The following is a 17,549-nucleotide window of genomic DNA, read 5'->3' as shown; positions in this document are numbered from 1 at the left end:
ACGCGTGCTGGAAGTCGCGGTTATCGGCCTGCGCTGGCTCCAGTACAGCGGCGCGGTCGTCCTTCTCGGCGCGCCGCTGTTCCTGCTCTACAGCTTCAGGGACTCCAATAGCCCGAACCTCGTCTGGGCGCGCCCCACGCTGATCGTCGCGGCGAGCGTCGTGGTCCTGGGATCGCTCGCCGGCCTCGTGGCTCAGACAGCGGTCATGGCGGGGTCGCTGAGCGAAGCCCTCAAACCCGCGTCTCTATCCTTCATGGTCACGGGCATGGCCCTGGGCATGGCCATGGTCGCCCGGGCCGTCGCCGCCGGACTCGCACTTGTCGCGATGGTCTCCCTCAAGCCGGGACGGGCGCTTTGGATCGGGCTGGCGACGGCTGGCGTGATCGTATCAGCCAGTTTCGCCTGGACCGGTCATGCGGCCGGGACCGAGGGGCCGGGCGCGCTGCTGCATCTGACCGCCGCCATGATCCATGCCGTCTCCGCCGCGCTTTGGCTGGGCGCCCTGGCGGCCTTGACCATCCTGATGCTGCGCCGAACCACGACGGACGACCCCGCGATACATCGCTCCCTGCGCGGGTTTGCCGGTTGGGGGACCCTGGCCGTCGCCCTGCTGGTGCTGAGTGGCTTGGGGAACAGCTGGTTCATGGTCGGACCCGCGCGCGTTACCGGTCTGGGAACCAGCCTCTACGGCCAACTTTTGATAGCCAAATTCGCCCTGTTCGCGCTGATGCTCGCCATTGCGGCGTCAAACCGCTTCCGCCTGACGCCGGCCTTGGGCGCCGTTCTGCGGGGCGGCGAAGATCCCCGGCAGGCGCTTCGCCGGCTCCGGCTCAACATCATTGCGGAGACGGTGATCGGCGCCGTGCTGCTCGCCGTCGTCGCCGTGATGGGCACCCTCGCCCCGCCGTCATCAATGTGAAGCGTCAGAGGACCCTAGCCGGGCGCGCGCGACGACCAGTGGATGTGATGAATGCGCCAGCCGTCGGCGTGCCGCTTCAGCACCATGGTCTCGGTGGTCAGCCGGTCCACGGCGCGGCCGTTGAACTGGCCCGTGGTGCGGCCTTCGCTGACGATCCAGGCGACGTCCCCGTCGGCCCAGCCTGATCTCCGCGCCACCGTGGCCTCCGACGCGGCGGCGAAGGCGGCGTCCGACCCCAGATGGTGCGACGCATATTCCTCGCGCGACCGCTCCGCCCCGCCCTCCTCGAAGATCATCACATCCGGCGCCAGCAGCGCGAGGGCGGCGGCCGTGTCGCCGGCCTTGAGGGCGGCGTGGAAGGCGTCGACGGCCGTGACCGCGTCCGCCGCTTCGGCCGATACGGCCCCCGCGGCGTGGTCATGGCCATGGGCATGGTCCTGGGCGAAGGCCGGCGTCGCTGAAAGCAGGGCGATCGACAGGGCGAGGGCGGAAGAGATGCGGGACATCGGGGCTCCGGAATTGTCGGTGAGCTGAAAGGACCGGCGCGGGTTGCGTCAGGCCGGTTGGTTGTGGCGGGCGAACACCCGGGTCGCGCCCGAGGCGAGCACCAGCAGGGTGTCGTAAGGGTCCTTGTGCCCCTGGGGCGTTTCCATGCCGGGCGAGCCGAGCGGCATGGCCGGCACGGCGAGACCCACCGCCCGGGGGCGCTCGGCCAGAAGGCGGATGACGTCCTGGGCCGGCACGTGTCCCTCGACGACGTAGCCGTCGATCACCCCGGTGTGACAGGAGGCCAGCGCGTCCGGCATCCCCCGGCTGCTCCGGACCGACTGCAGATCAGGAAGAACCGTGATGGTGGTCGTGAAGCCCGACTCGCGCATGTGCGCGATCCAGCCGTCGCAGCAGGCGCAGGTCGGGGTCTTGAAGACGGTCAGGTTCCTCGCCGGGCGAGTCTGGGCGCAGGCCGTTCCGCCCATTCCCACGAGCAGGCCGACGCCGAGCAGCACACGGCGGTTCAGGGTCGGGTGCATCAGTCTGTACTCTCCATGCCCGGGAGTGGACCGCCCCGCCGCGCGTGCGTCAACCGCGCCGCTCGGGAAATCCCGCCTCGTCCCTCTATCTACGCCGGATGGCCTTCGAGCCCTCATGAGGGGTAACGGGAAGGGACGCGTATGGCAGGTGGGGCCTCAGGCAGGTGTGCAATGACTGACGATATCGACAGACTGATCGCCGCCATGCAGCGCGACGAGACGGGTCTCGCCGGCATGGAGGACCGGGTCTGGGTTCGCATCGGCGAGCGCCGTGACCGGACCCGAACGGACCAGGTGCGGGCCGCCGCCATCGCCCTCGCCGTCGCCGTCGGCGTCGCGAACGGCGCCTTCATGCTGCTGTCCCCCCGGCCGGAGCCTTCCGAGATGCGGGTTTTCACGGTCTCGACCGGCCTGTCGCCGATCGCCAGCCTGGACGTCCGGGGATGAGGTCGCGCTGGATGTCGATCGTCATCCGGGCGATTCGGGGGGCGCTGGCCCGCGCCGCGGCGACCTGGGCCAGCGCATCCTGGATCATGCGCGAGCGGCAGCCGCCCAGCCTGCACAGCGTCGTCCATGACAGGCTCGATCTGAGCGCGGAGCAGGATCGCCGTCTCGACGCCATTGAAGCCCGCTTCGCCACCCGCCGTCCGGCCCTGGAGGCCGAAGTGCGCGCCGCCAACCGTGAACTGGCCGCCGCCATCGCCGCGAGCGACGGCGACACGTCGCAGGTCCAGGCGGCCGTCGATCATTTCCACGCCGCCATGGGCGACCTCCAGAAGGCGACCATCACTCATGTCTTCGAGATGCGATCCGTGTTGACCCCGGCCCAGGCCGCGGTGTTCGACGAGGCGGTCGTCGACGCCCTGCGCTCCGACGCCGGTTAAGCGCCGCGCGTGGGGGTCGAACAGAGCATCGAGGTCCGCGCGGCAGGGGGAGACCGGGCCGCCTTCACAGCCTTGATGACCGCGACAAAGGCCGACCTCTACCGGTTCGTTCGCCGCTACGTCGGCGACGAGGCCGAGGCCCATGACGTGCTTCAGGAAGCCTATGCCTCCGCCTGGCTCGCCATGCGGCGGTACGATCCGGCGCGGCCGTTCGATGTCTGGCTGCGCTCCATCGCCCTGAACAAATGCCGCGACTGGAGCCGTCGACGGGCGGTTCGCCGCGTCGTGCGCGGGGTCATGGGCCTGGATGCGCACGAAGCGACGTCGGTCGGTGATCCCGCGCCGACACCCGAGACCCGGCTGGACGATCGGCGCAGGGCCGAGGACCTGCAGCGCGCCCTGTCGGACTTTCCGGACGCCCTGAAGGCGCCGCTCCTGCTCGCCACGCTCGAGGGGCGGTCGCATGGCGAGATCGCCGTGATCCTGGGGGTCACGCCCAAGGCCGTGGAAACCCGCATCGCCCGCGCACGCAGGAAACTGGCGGATATCCTGGCGTGGGCGCCCGGCAAGGGCGCTTGACCACGCCATGACGAAGGACGCGATCTGGCGGGCTGTGGCGTCCTGCCGCAAGGGGCGGGCCGCCGGGATGCGTATCTGAACGAACAGCTGAGCCACCAGGGAAATCCTCGCCGATGCCGACCCCACGCCTCGACCGCCGAATGCTTCTCCGGGGCGCCGCCGCCGGCGGCGGTCTGCTGGGACTGCAAGGCCTGCTGCCCGCCTGGGCGCAGACAGGGTCGCCCGGCCTGCGGGCCGACCTGCCGACGCTGACCGGGCCGAACATCGACCTGACCGTCGGGCACACCCCCTTCACGGTGGGCGGGCGCACCGGCCATGCGGTGACAGTCAACGGCGTGCTGCCCGCCCCGCTGCTGCGCCTGCGCGAGGGCCAGACTGTCCGGCTGTCGGTAACCAACGGCTTGGATGAGGACACCTCGATCCACTGGCATGGCCTTCTGGTCCCGTTCCAGATGGACGGCGTGCCGGGCGTCAGCTTCCCCGGCATCAAGGCCGGCGAGACCTTCGTCTACGAGTTTCCGGTCAGGCAGTCGGGCACCTTCTGGTATCACAGCCATTCGAACCTTCAGGAAGCGATGGGCCATTACGGCCCGATCGTGATCGACCCCGCCGGGGCCGATCCGGTCGGCTACGACCGCGAGCATGTGCTGGTCCTGTCGGACTGGAGCTTCATGCATCCGCACGAAATCCTGTCCAGGCTGAAGAAGAGCCCCGGCTATTTCAACCAGCAGCGCACCACCCTGTCGGGCCTCATGGACGGCAGCGACCGGATGGGCCTGGAGGAACGGCGCATGTGGGGCGAGATGCGGATGGACCCGCGCGACATCCTCGACGTCAACGGCTCGACCTACACCTATCTGATCAACGGCCACGGACCCGAGGAGAACTGGACCGGCCTGTTCCGGCCCGGCGAGCGGGTGCGGCTGCGCATCATCAACGCCTCGGCCATGTCGATCTTCAACATCCGCATCCCCGGCCTGCCGATGACGGTGGTCCAGGCCGACGGCGAGAACGTGCGCCCGGTCGAGACCGACGAGTTCCAGATCTCCGTAGCCGAGACCTATGACGTGATCGTCCGGCCGACGGAGGATCGGGCCTGGACGATCGTCTCCGAGGCCATCGACCGCTCGGGCATGGGGCGGGCGACCCTTGCCCCCCGCCCGGGCATGACCGCCGAGGTCCCGCCGCTGCGCGAGGTCCCGAACCTGACCATGCGCGACATGGGCATGGGCGGAATGGATCACGGTTCAGCGGGCGTCATGGACCATGGCGCGATGGCCGGCATGGACCACGGAGCCCCCGCCCCGGGCGCGGCTCCGGCTGACGAAACGGCCGCGATGTCCATGACCGGGATGAATATGCGCGATCCCGGGAACGCCCCGCCGGACATGGCGGTCGGCGTGGGCGTCGACGCGATCGCCATGGACCCCGCCAACCGCCTGGGCGAGCGTCCGACCGGTCTCACGGACGTCGATCACCGCGTCCTTGTCTACACCGACCTGGTGTCGCTCGCGCCCAACAGGGACCAGCGCCCGCCGTCGCGGACGATGGAGATCCACCTGACCGGCAACATGGAACGGTTCATGTGGGGCTTCGACGGCAGGAAGTTCAGCGAGCTGGTCGAGCCGATCCGCTTCGAGCGCAACGAGCGGGTGCGGGTGACCCTGGTCAACGACACCATGATGGCCCACCCGATCCATCTGCACGGCCATTTCTTCGAACTGGTGACGGGCGGACCGGCGGGCCATCAGCCGCTGAAGCACACGGTCAACGTCGCGCCCGGATCGAAGGTGACCTTCGACCTGACCGCCGACGCGCCCGGCGACTGGGCCTTCCACTGCCATCTGCTGATGCATATGCACGCCGGCATGTTCAACGTCGTGACGGTGCGGCCCATGGACGGAGCCGCGTCATGAACCGCCTCGCCGTCGCCCTCGCTCCGCTGATCCTCGCCGCCGGCGCCGTCAGCGCCCAGGCCCAGGACCCGCACGCCGGCCACACCATGCCCGCCGCATCGCCGAGGACGCAGCCGGCGCCGCAGGACCCGCACGCGGGTCATGTCATGCCGCCCGCGCAGACGCCGCCCGCCGCCGATCCTCACGCGGGCCACGCGGCGCCGGCTCAGCCCGCGACCGTCGATCCCCATGCGGGCCACGCCATGTCGACCCCGGCGCCAGCCCAGGCCGATCCCCACGCGGGGCATGCCATGTCGACCATGAGCATGGGGCCGCCGGATGTCCCCACGAGCGCGGACAATCCCGGTCGCCCGCCCGAAACGCCCGTTCCCGCCGCCGCCCTGAGCGGCCCGGCCCACGCCGCCGACCGGGTCTTCGGCGCCGAGGCCATGGCCGCCTCTCGCCGGACCCTGGTGCGCGAGAACGGCGACGTCCGCACCACGGCCGTCATCATCGACCGTCTCGAAGCCGGTTTCGGCGACGACAGCGAGACCTGGCTCTGGGACGTCCAGGGCTGGAGCGGCGGCGACATCAACCGGTTCTGGTGGAAGTCCGAGGGCGAGGGCGACTTCGACGGCGGGCTGGAAGGCGCCGAACTCCAGGCCCTCTACAGCCGCGCCGTGACGCCCTTCTGGGACGTGCAGACCGGCGTGCGCCAGGACTTCCGCCCCGACGGCGAGGACACGACGCATCTGGTGCTCGGCCTTCAGGGGCTGGCGCCCCACTGGTGGGAGATCGACGCCGCCGCCTTCCTGTCGACCGAGGGCGACCTGACCGCCCGCGTCGAGGCCGAATACGACCAGCGCATCACCCAACGCTGGATCCTCCAGCCGCGCCTCGAGATCGATGCTTCGGCCGCCGACATTCCGGAACTGGAGATCGGATCGGGCCTGTCTTCGGTCGAGGCGGGCCTGCGGCTGCGCTACGAATTCCGCAAGGAATTCGCCCCCTACGTGGGCGTCGAGTGGAGCCACGCATTCGGAGACACCGCCGACTACATCGAGGCCCGAGGCGACGAGGCTGACGACATCCGCTTCGTCGTCGGCCTCAAGGCCTGGTTCTGACCGAAGAAGATTGCCTCATGATTCGCCCCTTCATTCCCACCGCCGCTGTGGCAGGCGCGTGGTCCCGGTCCTGCTGTCCCTGACCCTTCGTCGTCGGCCAGCGGACGTGCCGTTCATCAATGACGAAGGGGTGGGCATGGGCTCCGCCGCCGTCGGCGGCGTGTCCCTCCGCAAGGTGGGGATCATCTGCTGCGAGATCATCGTGCCGATGCGGCAGGGTCTCGGGATCGTGCGCGGGCCAGATCACGAGAGCGAGCATCGTGCCCGTCGCGCACAGGCCGGCCAGCACCAGGAAGGCGGCGCCGGGATCAGCCCCGGCGCTGACAAGACCCGCCACCGGATAGGCGATCAGCCAGCAGGCGTGGGACAGGGCGAACTGCGCTGCGAACAGGGCTGGCCGATCTCCCGTGCTCGATGACCGCCGCAAGGCCCGGCCCGCCGGGGTGATGGTCAGGGAATAGCCGAAACCCGTGATGACCCACAGCGTCAGGAGCGCGGGATAGCTGACCGCGACCCATGGGCCGGACAGCAGCACCAGCGTCATGACGCCGGCGCCCAGGGCCATCGCCGTCCGGTCCGATACGCGCACCAGCAAGCGAGGCAGGATGACCGCCGCCGTCATCGATCCGCCGCCGAAGGCCGCCAGCGCCCACGCGGTCGCCTGTTCCGACATGGCGAAGCGCGACTGCACCAGAACGACGGTGTTCACGAACACCATCGCCCCGCCCGACGCCGTCGCCAGGCTGATCGCCAGCAGACCACGCAGGCGCGGCGTCAGGGCGAACAGCCGGACGCCTCCGGTCAGGCGTTGCAGGAACGGTCGGGGCGGCGCCGTGCCCGGCGCGGGCAGGACGGCGCTGACGACGAACAGGGCCGAGACGACGAAACCCACAGCCGTGCCCGCGAACAGATTACTGTAACTCATCACCGCCAGCAGCAGGGCCGCCAGCACCGGACTGGCCACGCTCTCGAGATCGGCCGCCAGCCGCGAGAGCGACAGGGCCCTGGTGTATTCCCCCTCATCCGGCAGCAGATCAGGGATCATGGCCTGGAAAGCCGGGGTGAAGGCGGCCGAGGCGACGTACAGGACGGTCATCAGCGCATAGACCTGCCAGGCCTCGCCGACGAAGGGCAGGGACGCCGCGACGCTGGCTCTGACCAGGTCGAGCGACACGAGCAAGGTCTTCCTTGGCAACCGGGCCGCCAGGGCGCTCGCGAACGGGGCCACGCCAATGTAGGCGACCATCTTGATCGCCAGGGCCGCGCCGAGGACTTCCCCGGCGCCCGCGCCCGCCAGGTCATGAGCCAGCAGGCCCAGCGCGACCGTGGCCATGCCCGTGCCGAGCAGGGCCGCGACCTGGGCAAGGAAGAGATGACGGTATGCGGCGTGACGAAGCGGGGAGAACATGGACCCAGACTATCAGAAGCGGTGTCGCTCCTGGCGCGCGGATCGACAGACCACTGGCTGAATCGCCCGGGAACCTGCTCACGTCCCGAAGGCGGAACCTGTCCGCCGAGACGCCGAACCCTGTTCATCCTTCGACCAAAGTCGCTCTCTCCAAGCCTGCGGCCTGCTGACACAGTCGCGGCGATCGTCGCACGGGCGACGCATACGCAGAACAGCCGAAAACGGCGAGCTTGGGAGGCTTCCATGACAGACAGCGCCATCGGCGCCCCGGTCGAACCGGACCACACGGTCGACAAGAACGACAGGCTCGTAATCCTCGCCTCATCCGTCGGTACGGTGATCGAGTGGTACGACTTCTACCTGTACGGTTCTCTCGCGGCGATCATCACGGCCCAGTTCTTCTCGGGCGTGAATGAGACGACCGGCTACATTTTCGCCCTCATGGCCTTCGCCGCCGGCTTCGCGGTGCGGCCGTTCGGGGCGGTCTTCTTCGGCCGGCTGGGCGACCTGTGGGGGCGCAAGAACACCTTCCTGGTCACCATGCTGCTGATGGGGCTGTCGACCTTCGTCGTCGGCCTGTTGCCGTCCTACGCCGCCATCGGCATCGCCGCCCCGATCATCCTCGTGGTCATGCGGCTGGTGCAGGGCCTGGCACTGGGCGGCGAGTACGGCGGCGCGGCGACCTATGTCGCCGAGCACGCGCCGCACGGCAAGCGGGGCTACTACACCTCCTTCATCCAGATCACGGCCACCGCCGGACTGGTGCTCAGCCTGCTGGTCATCCTCGGCGTCCGCGTGACGGTGGGCGAGGAAGCCTTCACCTCATGGGGCTGGCGGATTCCGTTCCTGGTTTCCATCCTGCTGCTGGGCGTGTCGCTGTGGATTCGCCTGAAGCTGGCCGAGAGCCCGTCCTTCAAGCGCATGAAGGCCGAGGGCAAGAGTTCGCCGAGCCCGCTGAAGGACTCCTTCCTCAAATGGCCCAACCTGAAGCTGGTGATCATCGCCCTCGTCGGCCTGACGGCCGGTCAGGCCGTGATCTGGTACACCGGCCAGTTCTACGCCCTGTTCTTCCTCGAACGGGTGATGAAGGTGGATGCGACCCTGGTCTACATCCTGCTGGCCATCGCCCTGCTGCTGGCCTCGCCCTTCTTCGTCTTCTGGGGCTGGCTGTCGGACAAGGTGGGCCGCAAGCCGATCATCCTCGCCGGCTGCCTGATCGCGGCGCTGACCTATTTCCCGCTGTTCCAGGCCCTGACCCACGCCGCCAACCCGGCGCTGGCCGAGGCCACGGAATCGCAGCCGGTGACCATCTACGCCGACCCGGCGGACTGTAATCTGCAGTTCGATCCGGTGGGCAAGACGGTGTTCAACCAGTCGTGCGACCTGGCCAAATCCTATGTCGCCAAGGCCGGGATCAACTACACCAATGTCGCGGCTCCCGCCGGGACGGTCGCCGAGGTTCGCATCGGCGACAGCGCGGTCGTCACCAGCTTCCGCGGGGAGACCCTGCCCGCCGCCGACTTCGCGGCCCGGAAGAAGACCTGGGAGTCCGGACTGGGCGAAGCCCTGACGGCCGCTGGCTATCCCGCCAAGGCCGACAGCGCCCAGGTCAACAAGCCGGTGGTGGTGCTGATCCTGTTCATCCTCGGCTTCTATGTGACCATGGTCTACGGGCCGATCGCGGCAGCTTTGGTCGAGATGTTCCCGACCAACATCCGCTACACCTCGATGTCGCTGCCCTACCATATCGGCAACGGCTGGTTCGGCGGATTCCTGCCGACCACGGCCTTCGCCATGGTCGCGGCCACCGGCAACATCTTCTACGGCCTCTGGTACCCGATCATCGTCGCCGTCGCGACGGTCGTGCTGGGCTTCCTGCTGGTCAAGGAAGGCAAGGACGTCGACATCAACGCCTGATCCGGCATTCAGACCGGGAGGGGGCGGGCCGACCGGAAACGGGCGGCCCGCCTTTTCCTTGCAGCAACGCGCCCGGGGCGATCTAGATGACGGATATGTTCGCGCCGCTGATCCTGACGCTGGTCGCCGCCTATATGGCGCTGCTGTTCGCCGTCGCCTGGCGCAGCGAACGCGTGGGCCATCGGACGCACAGTCCCCGGCCGGGCCCCTGGGCCTACGCCCTCAGCCTCGCCATCTACTGCACCTCCTGGACCTACTACGGCGCCGTCGGCACCGCGGCCCGCGACGGCTGGGACTACCTGCCCATCTATGCGGGTCCCGTGATCGGCCTCGTCGTCCTGTTCCCGATCTGGCGACGGATCGCCGCCGCCGCCAAGCGGGAGAACATCGGCTCCATCGCCGATTTCATCTCCTCCCGATACGGCAAGAGCCAGTCGCTCGGCGCCCTTGTCGCCTGCGTCGCCATCATCGGGTCGCTGCCCTACATCGCGCTGCAGCTGAAATCGCTCTCCATGGCCTGGCGACTGGTCACGGCCGGAACCGTGGTCGCCGGATCGGAGCAACTGACGGTCCCTGTGATTGCGGTCGTTCTGGCCGGCTTCACCATCCTGTTCGGCGCACGCCGCCCTGACCTGACGGAGCACAACAGGGGCCTGATCCGGGCGGTGGCGCTGGAATCGGTCATCAAGCTGGCGGCCCTGATCGCGGTCGCCGTCTTCGCCGCCGCCTTGCTGCTCGGCTCTCCGGACCGGGCCGAAGTCGTCGCGGCGCTCGGGAATCTCGGGGCCCCTCCGGTGATCGACGCCCGCTTCATCGCCATCACCCTGCTGTCGACCCTGGCCATCTTCTGCCTGCCGAGACAGTTCCACGTCGGCTTCGTGGAGGCGGTCGGACCGGCCGACATCCGTCGCGCCCGCTGGGCCTTCCCCGCCTATCTGCTGCTGACCAGCCTGGCCGTCCTGCCGATCGTCGCCGCCGGACGCCTGTTCGCGGATGTGGGCGATCCGGACCTCTTCGTGCTTGGCCTGCCGTTCCAGCAGGGCGCGCAGGCCCTGACCGCCATCGTCTTCGTCGGCGGCTTTTCGGCCGCGACGGCCATGGTGATCGTCGAGACGGTGGCCCTTTCCGCCATGGCCTCCAACAGCCTGATCCTGCCGCTGCTGGCCCGCGACCGGTGGCGCGCTCGGGAAGGCGCTTCCGACATGGCGGACGCCATCCTGCAGGTACGCCGCATCGTCATCTGCGTCATCCTCTTCCTGGCCTGGCTCTATTTCCAGGCCATCGACCGGTCGTCCGGTCTGGCGTCGATCGGCCTGACCTCCTTCGCCGCGCTCGCGCAGCTGGCGCCGGCCCTGTTCGGAGCGGTGATCTGGCGCGGCGGCCACGCCACCGGCGCGTTCGCCGGCCTGGTCGTCGGATCGGCCATCTGGCTGGTGTTCCTGGCCCTGCCCCAGATCGGCGCCGCCCTGGGCATGGGCCTCATCACCCCCTTCGGCCTGGCCGACCCCCTGCCTTCGGGAGTCCTCCTCAGCCTGGCCGCCAACGCCCTGGTTTTCGTGTTGGTTTCGCGCGCCGTAAGGCCCCGCCTGATCGACCGGGTCCAGGCCCGCGCCTTCGTCGACCGCATCAGCCCGGACTGGCGCGAGCAGAGCACGGCCCCCTCCGGCGCCTCGATCGGCGACCTGCGCACCCTCGTCTCGCGCTTCGTGGGCGACGCCGGCGCCGACCGGGCCTTCGCCGCCTTCGCCCGGGAAACCAACCAGGTCTTCCGCGACGGCGACCCGGCCGACGCCGGTCTGGCGCGCGCCGCCGAACGCATGCTGGCGGGCGCCGTCGGCGCCTCCTCCGCGCGCCGGGTCATCTCGGCCGCCCTCGCCGGCGGCGGACGCGCGCCGGAGGACGTGGTGCGCATGCTCGACGAGGCCTCGCAGGCGGTGCAGTTTAACCGCGAACTGCTGCAGGCCACCCTCGACAACATCGATCAGGGGGTCAGCGTGGTCGACGGGGACCTGCGGCTGATCGCCTGGAACGCCCGCTACATCGACCTGTTCGACCTGCCCGCCGGCTTCGTCCATGTGGGTCAGCCGGTCGCCGCCGTCTATCGCCTCAACGCCGAGCGGGGAGAGGTCGACGCCGCCGACATGGAAGCCTGGGTCGAGCGCCGGCTGGACGCCCTGCGCCGCCGCGCGCCCCACGATCACGAGCGCGCCCAGCCCAACGGCCGCATCCTGAAGTCGACGGGCGCCCCGATGTCCGGCGGCGGCTACGTCACCTCCTATACGGACATCACCGAACTGCGCCGCGCCGCCCAGGCGCTGGAAGAGGCGAACGAACTGCTCGAGGCCCGGGTCGCTGATCGCACCGAGCGACTGAACGAGGCCCGTCAGACGGCCGAGGCCGCCGTCGCCTCCAAGACGCGTTTCCTCGCCGCGGCGAGTCACGACCTGCTGCAGCCGCTGCATGCCGCGCGTCTGTTCATCGCCGCCCTCAGGGACGAACCGGATGGATCCGGCCGGGCGGGCGCGCGGATCCTGGCCGAGAACGCCGACAAGTCGATCGAAAGCGCCCACGGCCTGCTGAAGGCCCTCCTCAACCTGTCGCGGCTGGAGGCGGGCGGCGTGCGGCGTGCGGCCGACGGTCGCCCCGCTGTCGGTCGAGACCCTGTTCAGCGATCTCCGCCGCGAGTTCACCCCTCTCGCCGAGGCCAAGGGCCTGTCCCTGAACATCGCGCCCTCGCGTCTCTGGGCGGCATCCGACCGGGACCTGCTCCGCTCCTTGCTGCAGAACCTGATCGGCAACGCCATCCGCTACACCGATCGCGGCGGGGTGCTGGTGGGCGCGCGCAGGGCGGGCGGCATGGTCCGGTTCGAGATCCACGACACCGGCCGGGGCATTGCGCCCGAACAGCAGGAGCTGATCTTTACGGAGTTCACCCGGTTGCCGGGTCGGAGCGGCGACGAGCCGGGCGCGGGACTCGGCCTCGCGATCGTCCGGCGCGTCGCCGAGCTTCTGGGGCATCCGCTCGAGCTGCGATCGACGCCCGGTCGCGGCGCCACCTTCACGGTCTCGGCCCCCCGGGCCAGGGCGCCGCGGTCCTCGGCTGAACCCGGCGCGAAATCCGCCCCGACCGGAACCGGAAGGACCGGCCTGCGCGTCCTGTGCGTCGACAACGAACCGGCCATTCTGGAAGCGCTGGTCGCCCTGCTGGGTCGATGGGGCATGAAGCCGGTCACCGCGCCGGACGCGGCGGCGGCGCTCGATCTGGCCGGGCCGTTCGACGCCGCCCTGATCGATCTTCACCTTGGGGACGGCGCCGATGGCCTGTCTCTCGTCGCGGCCCTGCGCGCCCGGGGCCTGACCCACATCGCCCTGATCACCGCCGACGCCGACGAAACGGTGCCCGCCCGGGCCGCGGCCGCCGGCGCGGCCCTGATGTCGAAGCCGGTCAAGCCGGCGGCGCTCAAGGCCTTCCTGTCCCGACATCGGGCCGAGGGCGGCTGATCGGCCGGACGGGGCCGGTCAGACCTCGATCGACAGGGCGCGGGCGGCGATAACCGCCTGGGTGCGGTTCTGGACGCCCAGCTTGCGGAACACGCCCGTCAGATGCGCCTTGATCGTCGCCTCGGTCACGCCGAGGTCGAAGGCGATCTGCTTGTTCAGCCGGCCCTGTTGCAGTCCGATCAGGATCTTGAGCTGGGACGGCGTCAGGGTTGCGATGCGGGCTTCCATGGGCTCGACCTCCGCGACCGCGGCGGTGGCCGGGGCCCAGACGTCGCCCGACCGGATCGCCGCCAGCGCCTCGACCATCTCGCCCAGGGTGGCCGACTTGGGGATGAAGCCCGCGGCGCCGAAGGCCAGGGCCCGGGCGATTGTCGCCCCGTCCTCGCTCGCGGACACCACCACGACCGGTACGGTGGGAAAGTCGCCGCGGACCCCCGCCAGCCCGGCGAAGCCCTCGCTGTCGGCCAGCCTGAGATCCAGCAGCAGCAGGTCGACCGGTCCGCGGGACAGCGCCTCGCGGGCTCCGGCGAGGCTGGACGTCTCCTCCACCAAGGCGCCCGGCGCGGCGCGGGCCAGCGCCGAGACCAGCGCCCCACGGAACAGCGGATGGTCATCGGCCACGATGATGCGATCCATGCGACGGCCTCCCTGGCAATGCCGCCGCAGTCTGGCGCCGCGGCCGACGCGCCACTGTGCCACCCCCCGACTTTGGTCGAAAGTAGACCATTGGCTAATGGTCCCCCGGGGGCAAGGTCCCGGAGAGTGACTTCGGAGGATCGCATCAGACGACCCGGGAGGACACCATGATCAGAAAGACCCTGATGAGCGGCGCGGCCGCCGTCGCCCTGTTGGCCCTGCCCGGCATGGCTTTCGCCCAGGACCCCTCGGCCCTGGAGGCCCGCATCGCCCAGCTGGAGGCCCAGCTGAGCGAATTGAAATCCGAAGTGGCCGCCTCCCGCGCCCAGCAGACCGCACAGCAACAGGCTGTGGCCCAGGACATCGTCCGCATCGAACAGCGGGCGGCCGCGGCGCCGCCGGCGCCTCTCCCAGTCTCCGCCCCCGCCGACGGCTTCCGCATCGGCAACAACACGGTGAAGTTCGGCGGGTTCGTGAAGGCGGACTTCATCGCGTCCAACTACGATGGCGGCGATCCCGGCAATGGCGATCTATTGCGCGACTTCTATCTCCCGGGGTCGATCCCGGTCGGCGGCGCGGACGAGAGCACAGCGACCGATTTCAACGCCCGCCAGACGCGCTTCTGGCTGACGACCGAGGGATTGCTGGGCGGCCGAAAGGTTGGGACCCGCGTTGAAATGGACTTCCAGGTTCTGCCCGGCGCCGGCGATCAACGGACAACGAGCCCTTCGAACCTGTCGCTGCGCCGCGCCTTCGTCACCGTCGACAACTGGCTGTTCGGCCAGGAGTGGAGCAATTTCCAGAACATCGGCGTCCTCCCCGACACTGCGGACTACATCGGCGCCAGCGAGGGCACGGTCTTCGCCCGCCAGGTCCAGGTGCGCTACACCCGCGGTCCCTTCTCGATCTCGGTCGAGAACCCCGAAACCACCGTCACCCCCTTCCTCGCCGCCGGCCGGATCATCGCTGACGACAACAGCATGCCGGACGTGACCGCGCGCTATGCCGTGACGCGGCCCTGGGGCGAGGCCTCGATCGCCGGCATCGTGCGCCAGCTGGCCTATGAGACGACCGGGGTCGGCGCGGTCGACTCCTCGACGATGGGGTGGGGCCTGTCGGCCGCGGCCAGGATCAGGGTGGGCGAGAAGGACGACCTCAGGCTCATGCTTTCGGGCGGCGAGGGCATTGGCCGCTACGTCGGCCTGAACTTCACAAACGACGCCGTCCTGGACGCCTCGGGCGAGCTCGAGGCGATCGGCCTGATCGCCGGCTTCGCCAGCTATCGCCACATCTGGACGCCGCAGTGGCGCTCCAACTTCACCTACTCCGCCCAGAGCGTCGACAACGACCGATCGCTGATCAGTCTCGCCGCCAACAAGTCCTCGCAGAGCGTGCGCGGCAACGTGATCTGGACCCCTTTGCCCGCGCTGGACCTGGGCGCTGAACTGATGTTCGGTGAGCGCGAACTGGAATCGGGCGCTTCGGGTCAGCTGACGCGCCTGCAGATCTTTGCGAAATACGGTTTCTAGAGGCAAGGCCGACACGATTTGACCGACCCTGAGTTCTACCCCGTTCCGCCCGCATGGGCTGCGCGCGCCCGCATGAACGCTTCCGGCTACGCGGCGGCGCGGGCCGCGGCGCGCGAGACGCCTGATGCTTTCTGGGCGGAGCAGGCGCGCCGCCTCGACTGGATCAGCCCGCCGACGTCGATCAAGGACGTGTCCTTCGACAAGGCCGACTTCCGCATCCGCTGGTTCGAGGACGGCGTCCTCAACGTCGCCTGGAACTGTCTGGACCGCCATCTCGCGGAACGCGGCGACCAGACCGCGATCATCTGGGAAGGCGACGAGCCGACCCTGTCCGGCGGCCTGACCTATCGCGAACTGCACGCCGAAGTCTGCCGCATGGCCAATGTGCTCAAGGGCCTGGGCGTGGCGAAGGGCGACCGCGTGACGCTGTATCTGCCGATGATCCCGGCGGCGGCTGTTGCGATGCTGGCCTGCGCCCGCATCGGCGCGGTGCATTCCGTCGTCTTCGGCGGCTTCTCGCCCGACAGCCTCGCTGGCCGGATCGAGGACTGCGGTTCGAAGGTCGTCATCACCGCCGACGAGGGCCTGCGCGGCGGCAAGCGGGTGCCGCTGAAAGCCAATGTCGACGCGGCGCTGCAGAAGCCGGGCGCGGACATCGTCGAGACGGTGCTGATCGTCTCCCACACCAACGCCGACATCCCCATCGTCGAGGGCCGCGACGTCCGCTACGGCGAGGCCAGGCATGGCGTCAGCGCCGACTGCCCGTGCGAACCCATGAACGCCGAGGACCCGCTGTTCATCCTCTACACCTCGGGCTCGACGGGCAAACCCAAGGGCGTGCTGCACACCACCGGCGGCTATCTGTTCTGGGCGGCCTGGACGCATGAGCTGGTGTTCGACTACCGCCCCGGCGAGGTCTTCTGGTGCACCGCCGACGTCGGCTGGGTCACCGGCCACAGCTATTGCGTCTACGGCCCGCTGGCCAATGGCGCCACGACCCTGATGTTCGAGGGCGTGCCCAACTACCCCGACTACAGCCGCTTCTGGCAGGTCATCGACAAGCACCAGGTCGAGATCTTCTACACCGCCCCCACGGCGCTGCGGGCCCTGATGCGCGAGGGCGACGGGCCGGTGAAGGCGACCAGCCGCAAATCGCTGCGCCTGCTGGGCAGCGTCGGCGAGCCGATCAACCCGGAGGCCTGGCGCTGGTATCATGAGGTGGTCGGCGACGGCCGCTGCCCCATCGTCGACACCTGGTGGCAGACCGAGACCGGTGGCATCCTGGTCTCGCCCCTGCCGGGCGCCACCGACCTCAAGCCCGGCTCGGCGACGAAGCCGTTGCCGGGCGTGGAGCTGCAACTGGTCGACGCCGAGGGCGCGGTGCTGGAGGGCGCGGCCAGCGGCAATCTGTGCATCACCGACAGCTGGCCCGGCCAGATGCGCACCGTCTGGGGCGATCACCAGCGCTTCTTCGACACCTATTTCAGCGCCTATCCGGGCAAGTATTTCACCGGCGACGGCTGCCGCCGCGACGCCGACGGCGACTACTGGATCACCGGCCGGGTCGACGACGTCATCAACGTCTCGGGCCACCGCATGGGCACGGCCGAGGTCGAGAGCGCGCTCGTTCTGCACGGCGCCGTGGCCGAGGCCGCGGTGGTCGGCTATCCCCACGACATCAAGGGCCAGGGCATCTACGCCTATGTCACCCTCAACGCCGGGGTCGAGCCGCATGACGACCTCAAGCGGGCCCTGGTCGCCCATGTCCGCAAGGAGATCGGGCCGATCGCGGCGCCGGACGTGATCCACTGGGCGCCGGGCCTGCCCAAGACGCGGTCGGGCAAGATCATGCGGCGGATCCTGCGCAAGATCGCCGAAGGGGAGGTGGACACGCTGGGGGATACGTCGACCCTCGCCGACCCGGGGGTGGTGCAGGACCTGGTGGCGGGCCGCGGCCCTCAGGGCGACCGGTAAGCGTCGCCCGATACCCCCGGGACTGCGGTGCATCCGGGTCCTGTCCCGGCGCGGCGGCGGCTATCGACTTGACGTTGGCTCGCCGGACCGCTGGCCTCCCCTGGTTCAGGAGCGGCCAAAGGTCGGCGGCGAGTGTCTGAACGGTGCTGAGCCCG

At 69.6% G+C, this 17,549-nt stretch carries 14 protein-coding genes and 1 pseudogene; 11 read left to right on the top strand and 4 right to left on the bottom strand.

The window, feature by feature from the left end; genetic code table 11:
• The first annotated feature begins 4 nt into the window (after positions 1-4).
• The gene (copD, locus tag PSV23_RS13215) at positions 5-919 is read left to right on the top strand and encodes a copper homeostasis membrane protein CopD (protein WP_300469729.1); all 915 of its coding nucleotides are present in this window, start codon (positions 5-7) and stop codon (positions 917-919) included.
• A 14-nt stretch (positions 920-933) separates the two neighbouring features.
• On the opposite strand, the gene PSV23_RS13210 is transcribed toward copD, so the two are convergent.
• Both PSV23_RS13210 and PSV23_RS13205 read right to left on the bottom strand, forming a co-directional pair.
• Positions 934-1,425: a nuclear transport factor 2 family protein gene (locus PSV23_RS13210; protein WP_300469726.1), complete on the bottom strand. Its 492-nt coding sequence runs from the start codon at positions 1,423-1,425 to the stop codon at positions 934-936.
• Between the two features lie 48 nt (positions 1,426-1,473).
• Positions 1,474-1,947: a DUF411 domain-containing protein gene (locus PSV23_RS13205; protein WP_300469724.1), complete on the bottom strand. Its 474-nt coding sequence runs from the start codon at positions 1,945-1,947 to the stop codon at positions 1,474-1,476.
• Between the two features lie 171 nt (positions 1,948-2,118).
• Here PSV23_RS13205 and PSV23_RS13200 point away from each other — a divergent pair, with 171 nt between their 5' ends.
• The 5 genes from PSV23_RS13200 to PSV23_RS13180 all read left to right on the top strand — a co-directional run bounded on the left by PSV23_RS13200 (position 2,119) and on the right by PSV23_RS13180 (position 6,429).
• Complete coding sequence (locus PSV23_RS13200; RefSeq protein ID WP_300469721.1) at positions 2,119-2,394, top strand: hypothetical protein; 276 nt, start codon at positions 2,119-2,121, stop codon at positions 2,392-2,394.
• Positions 2,391-2,831 carry a Spy/CpxP family protein refolding chaperone gene (locus PSV23_RS13195; RefSeq protein ID WP_370461085.1) on the top strand — a complete coding sequence of 147 codons (441 nt, stop codon included), beginning with the start codon at positions 2,391-2,393 and terminating at the stop codon, positions 2,829-2,831. Before PSV23_RS13200 ends, PSV23_RS13195 begins: the two co-directional genes overlap by 4 nt.
• Before the next feature lie 9 nt (positions 2,832-2,840).
• Positions 2,841-3,410, top strand: a complete 570-nt coding sequence (locus PSV23_RS13190; protein ID WP_300469717.1) for an RNA polymerase sigma factor — start codon at positions 2,841-2,843, stop codon at positions 3,408-3,410.
• A 113-nt stretch (positions 3,411-3,523) separates the two neighbouring features.
• Positions 3,524-5,326, top strand: coding sequence for a copper resistance system multicopper oxidase (locus PSV23_RS13185; RefSeq protein WP_300469715.1), 1,803 nt, complete (start codon positions 3,524-3,526; stop codon positions 5,324-5,326).
• Entirely contained in the window at positions 5,323-6,429 is a 1,107-nt protein-coding gene (locus tag PSV23_RS13180; protein ID WP_300469713.1) for a copper resistance protein B, read from the top strand. The genes PSV23_RS13185 and PSV23_RS13180 overlap by 4 nt, the downstream gene beginning before the upstream one ends.
• On the opposite strand, the gene PSV23_RS13175 is transcribed toward PSV23_RS13180, so the two are convergent.
• On the bottom strand, positions 6,413-7,837 hold the full coding sequence (locus PSV23_RS13175; protein ID WP_300469711.1) for an MFS transporter: 1,425 nt from the start codon (positions 7,835-7,837) through the stop codon (positions 6,413-6,415). The genes PSV23_RS13180 and PSV23_RS13175 overlap by 17 nt on opposite strands.
• Before the next feature lie 243 nt (positions 7,838-8,080).
• Here PSV23_RS13175 and PSV23_RS13170 point away from each other — a divergent pair, with 243 nt between their 5' ends.
• The 3 genes and pseudogenes from PSV23_RS13170 (at position 8,081) to PSV23_RS13160 (ending at position 13,255) form a co-directional block, all read left to right on the top strand.
• Entirely contained in the window at positions 8,081-9,754 is a 1,674-nt protein-coding gene (locus PSV23_RS13170) for an MFS transporter (RefSeq protein WP_300469709.1), read from the top strand.
• Positions 9,755-9,840: 86 nt separating this feature from the next.
• Positions 9,841-12,309 (top strand): annotated as a pseudogene (locus PSV23_RS17395) (PAS-domain containing protein); the annotation flags it as partial.
• Between the two features lie 70 nt (positions 12,310-12,379).
• On the top strand, positions 12,380-13,255 hold the full coding sequence (locus tag PSV23_RS13160; protein ID WP_300469707.1) for a hybrid sensor histidine kinase/response regulator: 876 nt from the start codon (positions 12,380-12,382) through the stop codon (positions 13,253-13,255).
• Between the two features lie 18 nt (positions 13,256-13,273).
• Here the strand turns inward: PSV23_RS13160 and PSV23_RS13155 are convergent, their stop codons facing one another.
• A complete protein-coding gene (locus PSV23_RS13155) occupies positions 13,274-13,891 on the bottom strand; it encodes a response regulator transcription factor (RefSeq protein ID WP_300469705.1) in 618 nt (205 codons plus the stop codon).
• Between the two features lie 167 nt (positions 13,892-14,058).
• Here PSV23_RS13155 and PSV23_RS13150 point away from each other — a divergent pair, with 167 nt between their 5' ends.
• Positions 14,059-15,420: a DcaP family trimeric outer membrane transporter gene (locus PSV23_RS13150; protein WP_300469703.1), complete on the top strand. Its 1,362-nt coding sequence runs from the start codon at positions 14,059-14,061 to the stop codon at positions 15,418-15,420.
• A 72-nt stretch (positions 15,421-15,492) separates the two neighbouring features.
• Entirely contained in the window at positions 15,493-17,394 is a 1,902-nt protein-coding gene (acs, locus tag PSV23_RS13145) for an acetate--CoA ligase (RefSeq protein ID WP_370461083.1), read from the top strand.
• Positions 17,395-17,549 lie beyond the last annotated feature (155 nt).

This window comes from Brevundimonas sp. (assembly GCF_029946145.1).
Lineage (GTDB): Bacteria > Pseudomonadota > Alphaproteobacteria > Caulobacterales > Caulobacteraceae > Brevundimonas.
This window is presented reverse-complemented; position numbering and strand designations above follow the sequence as displayed.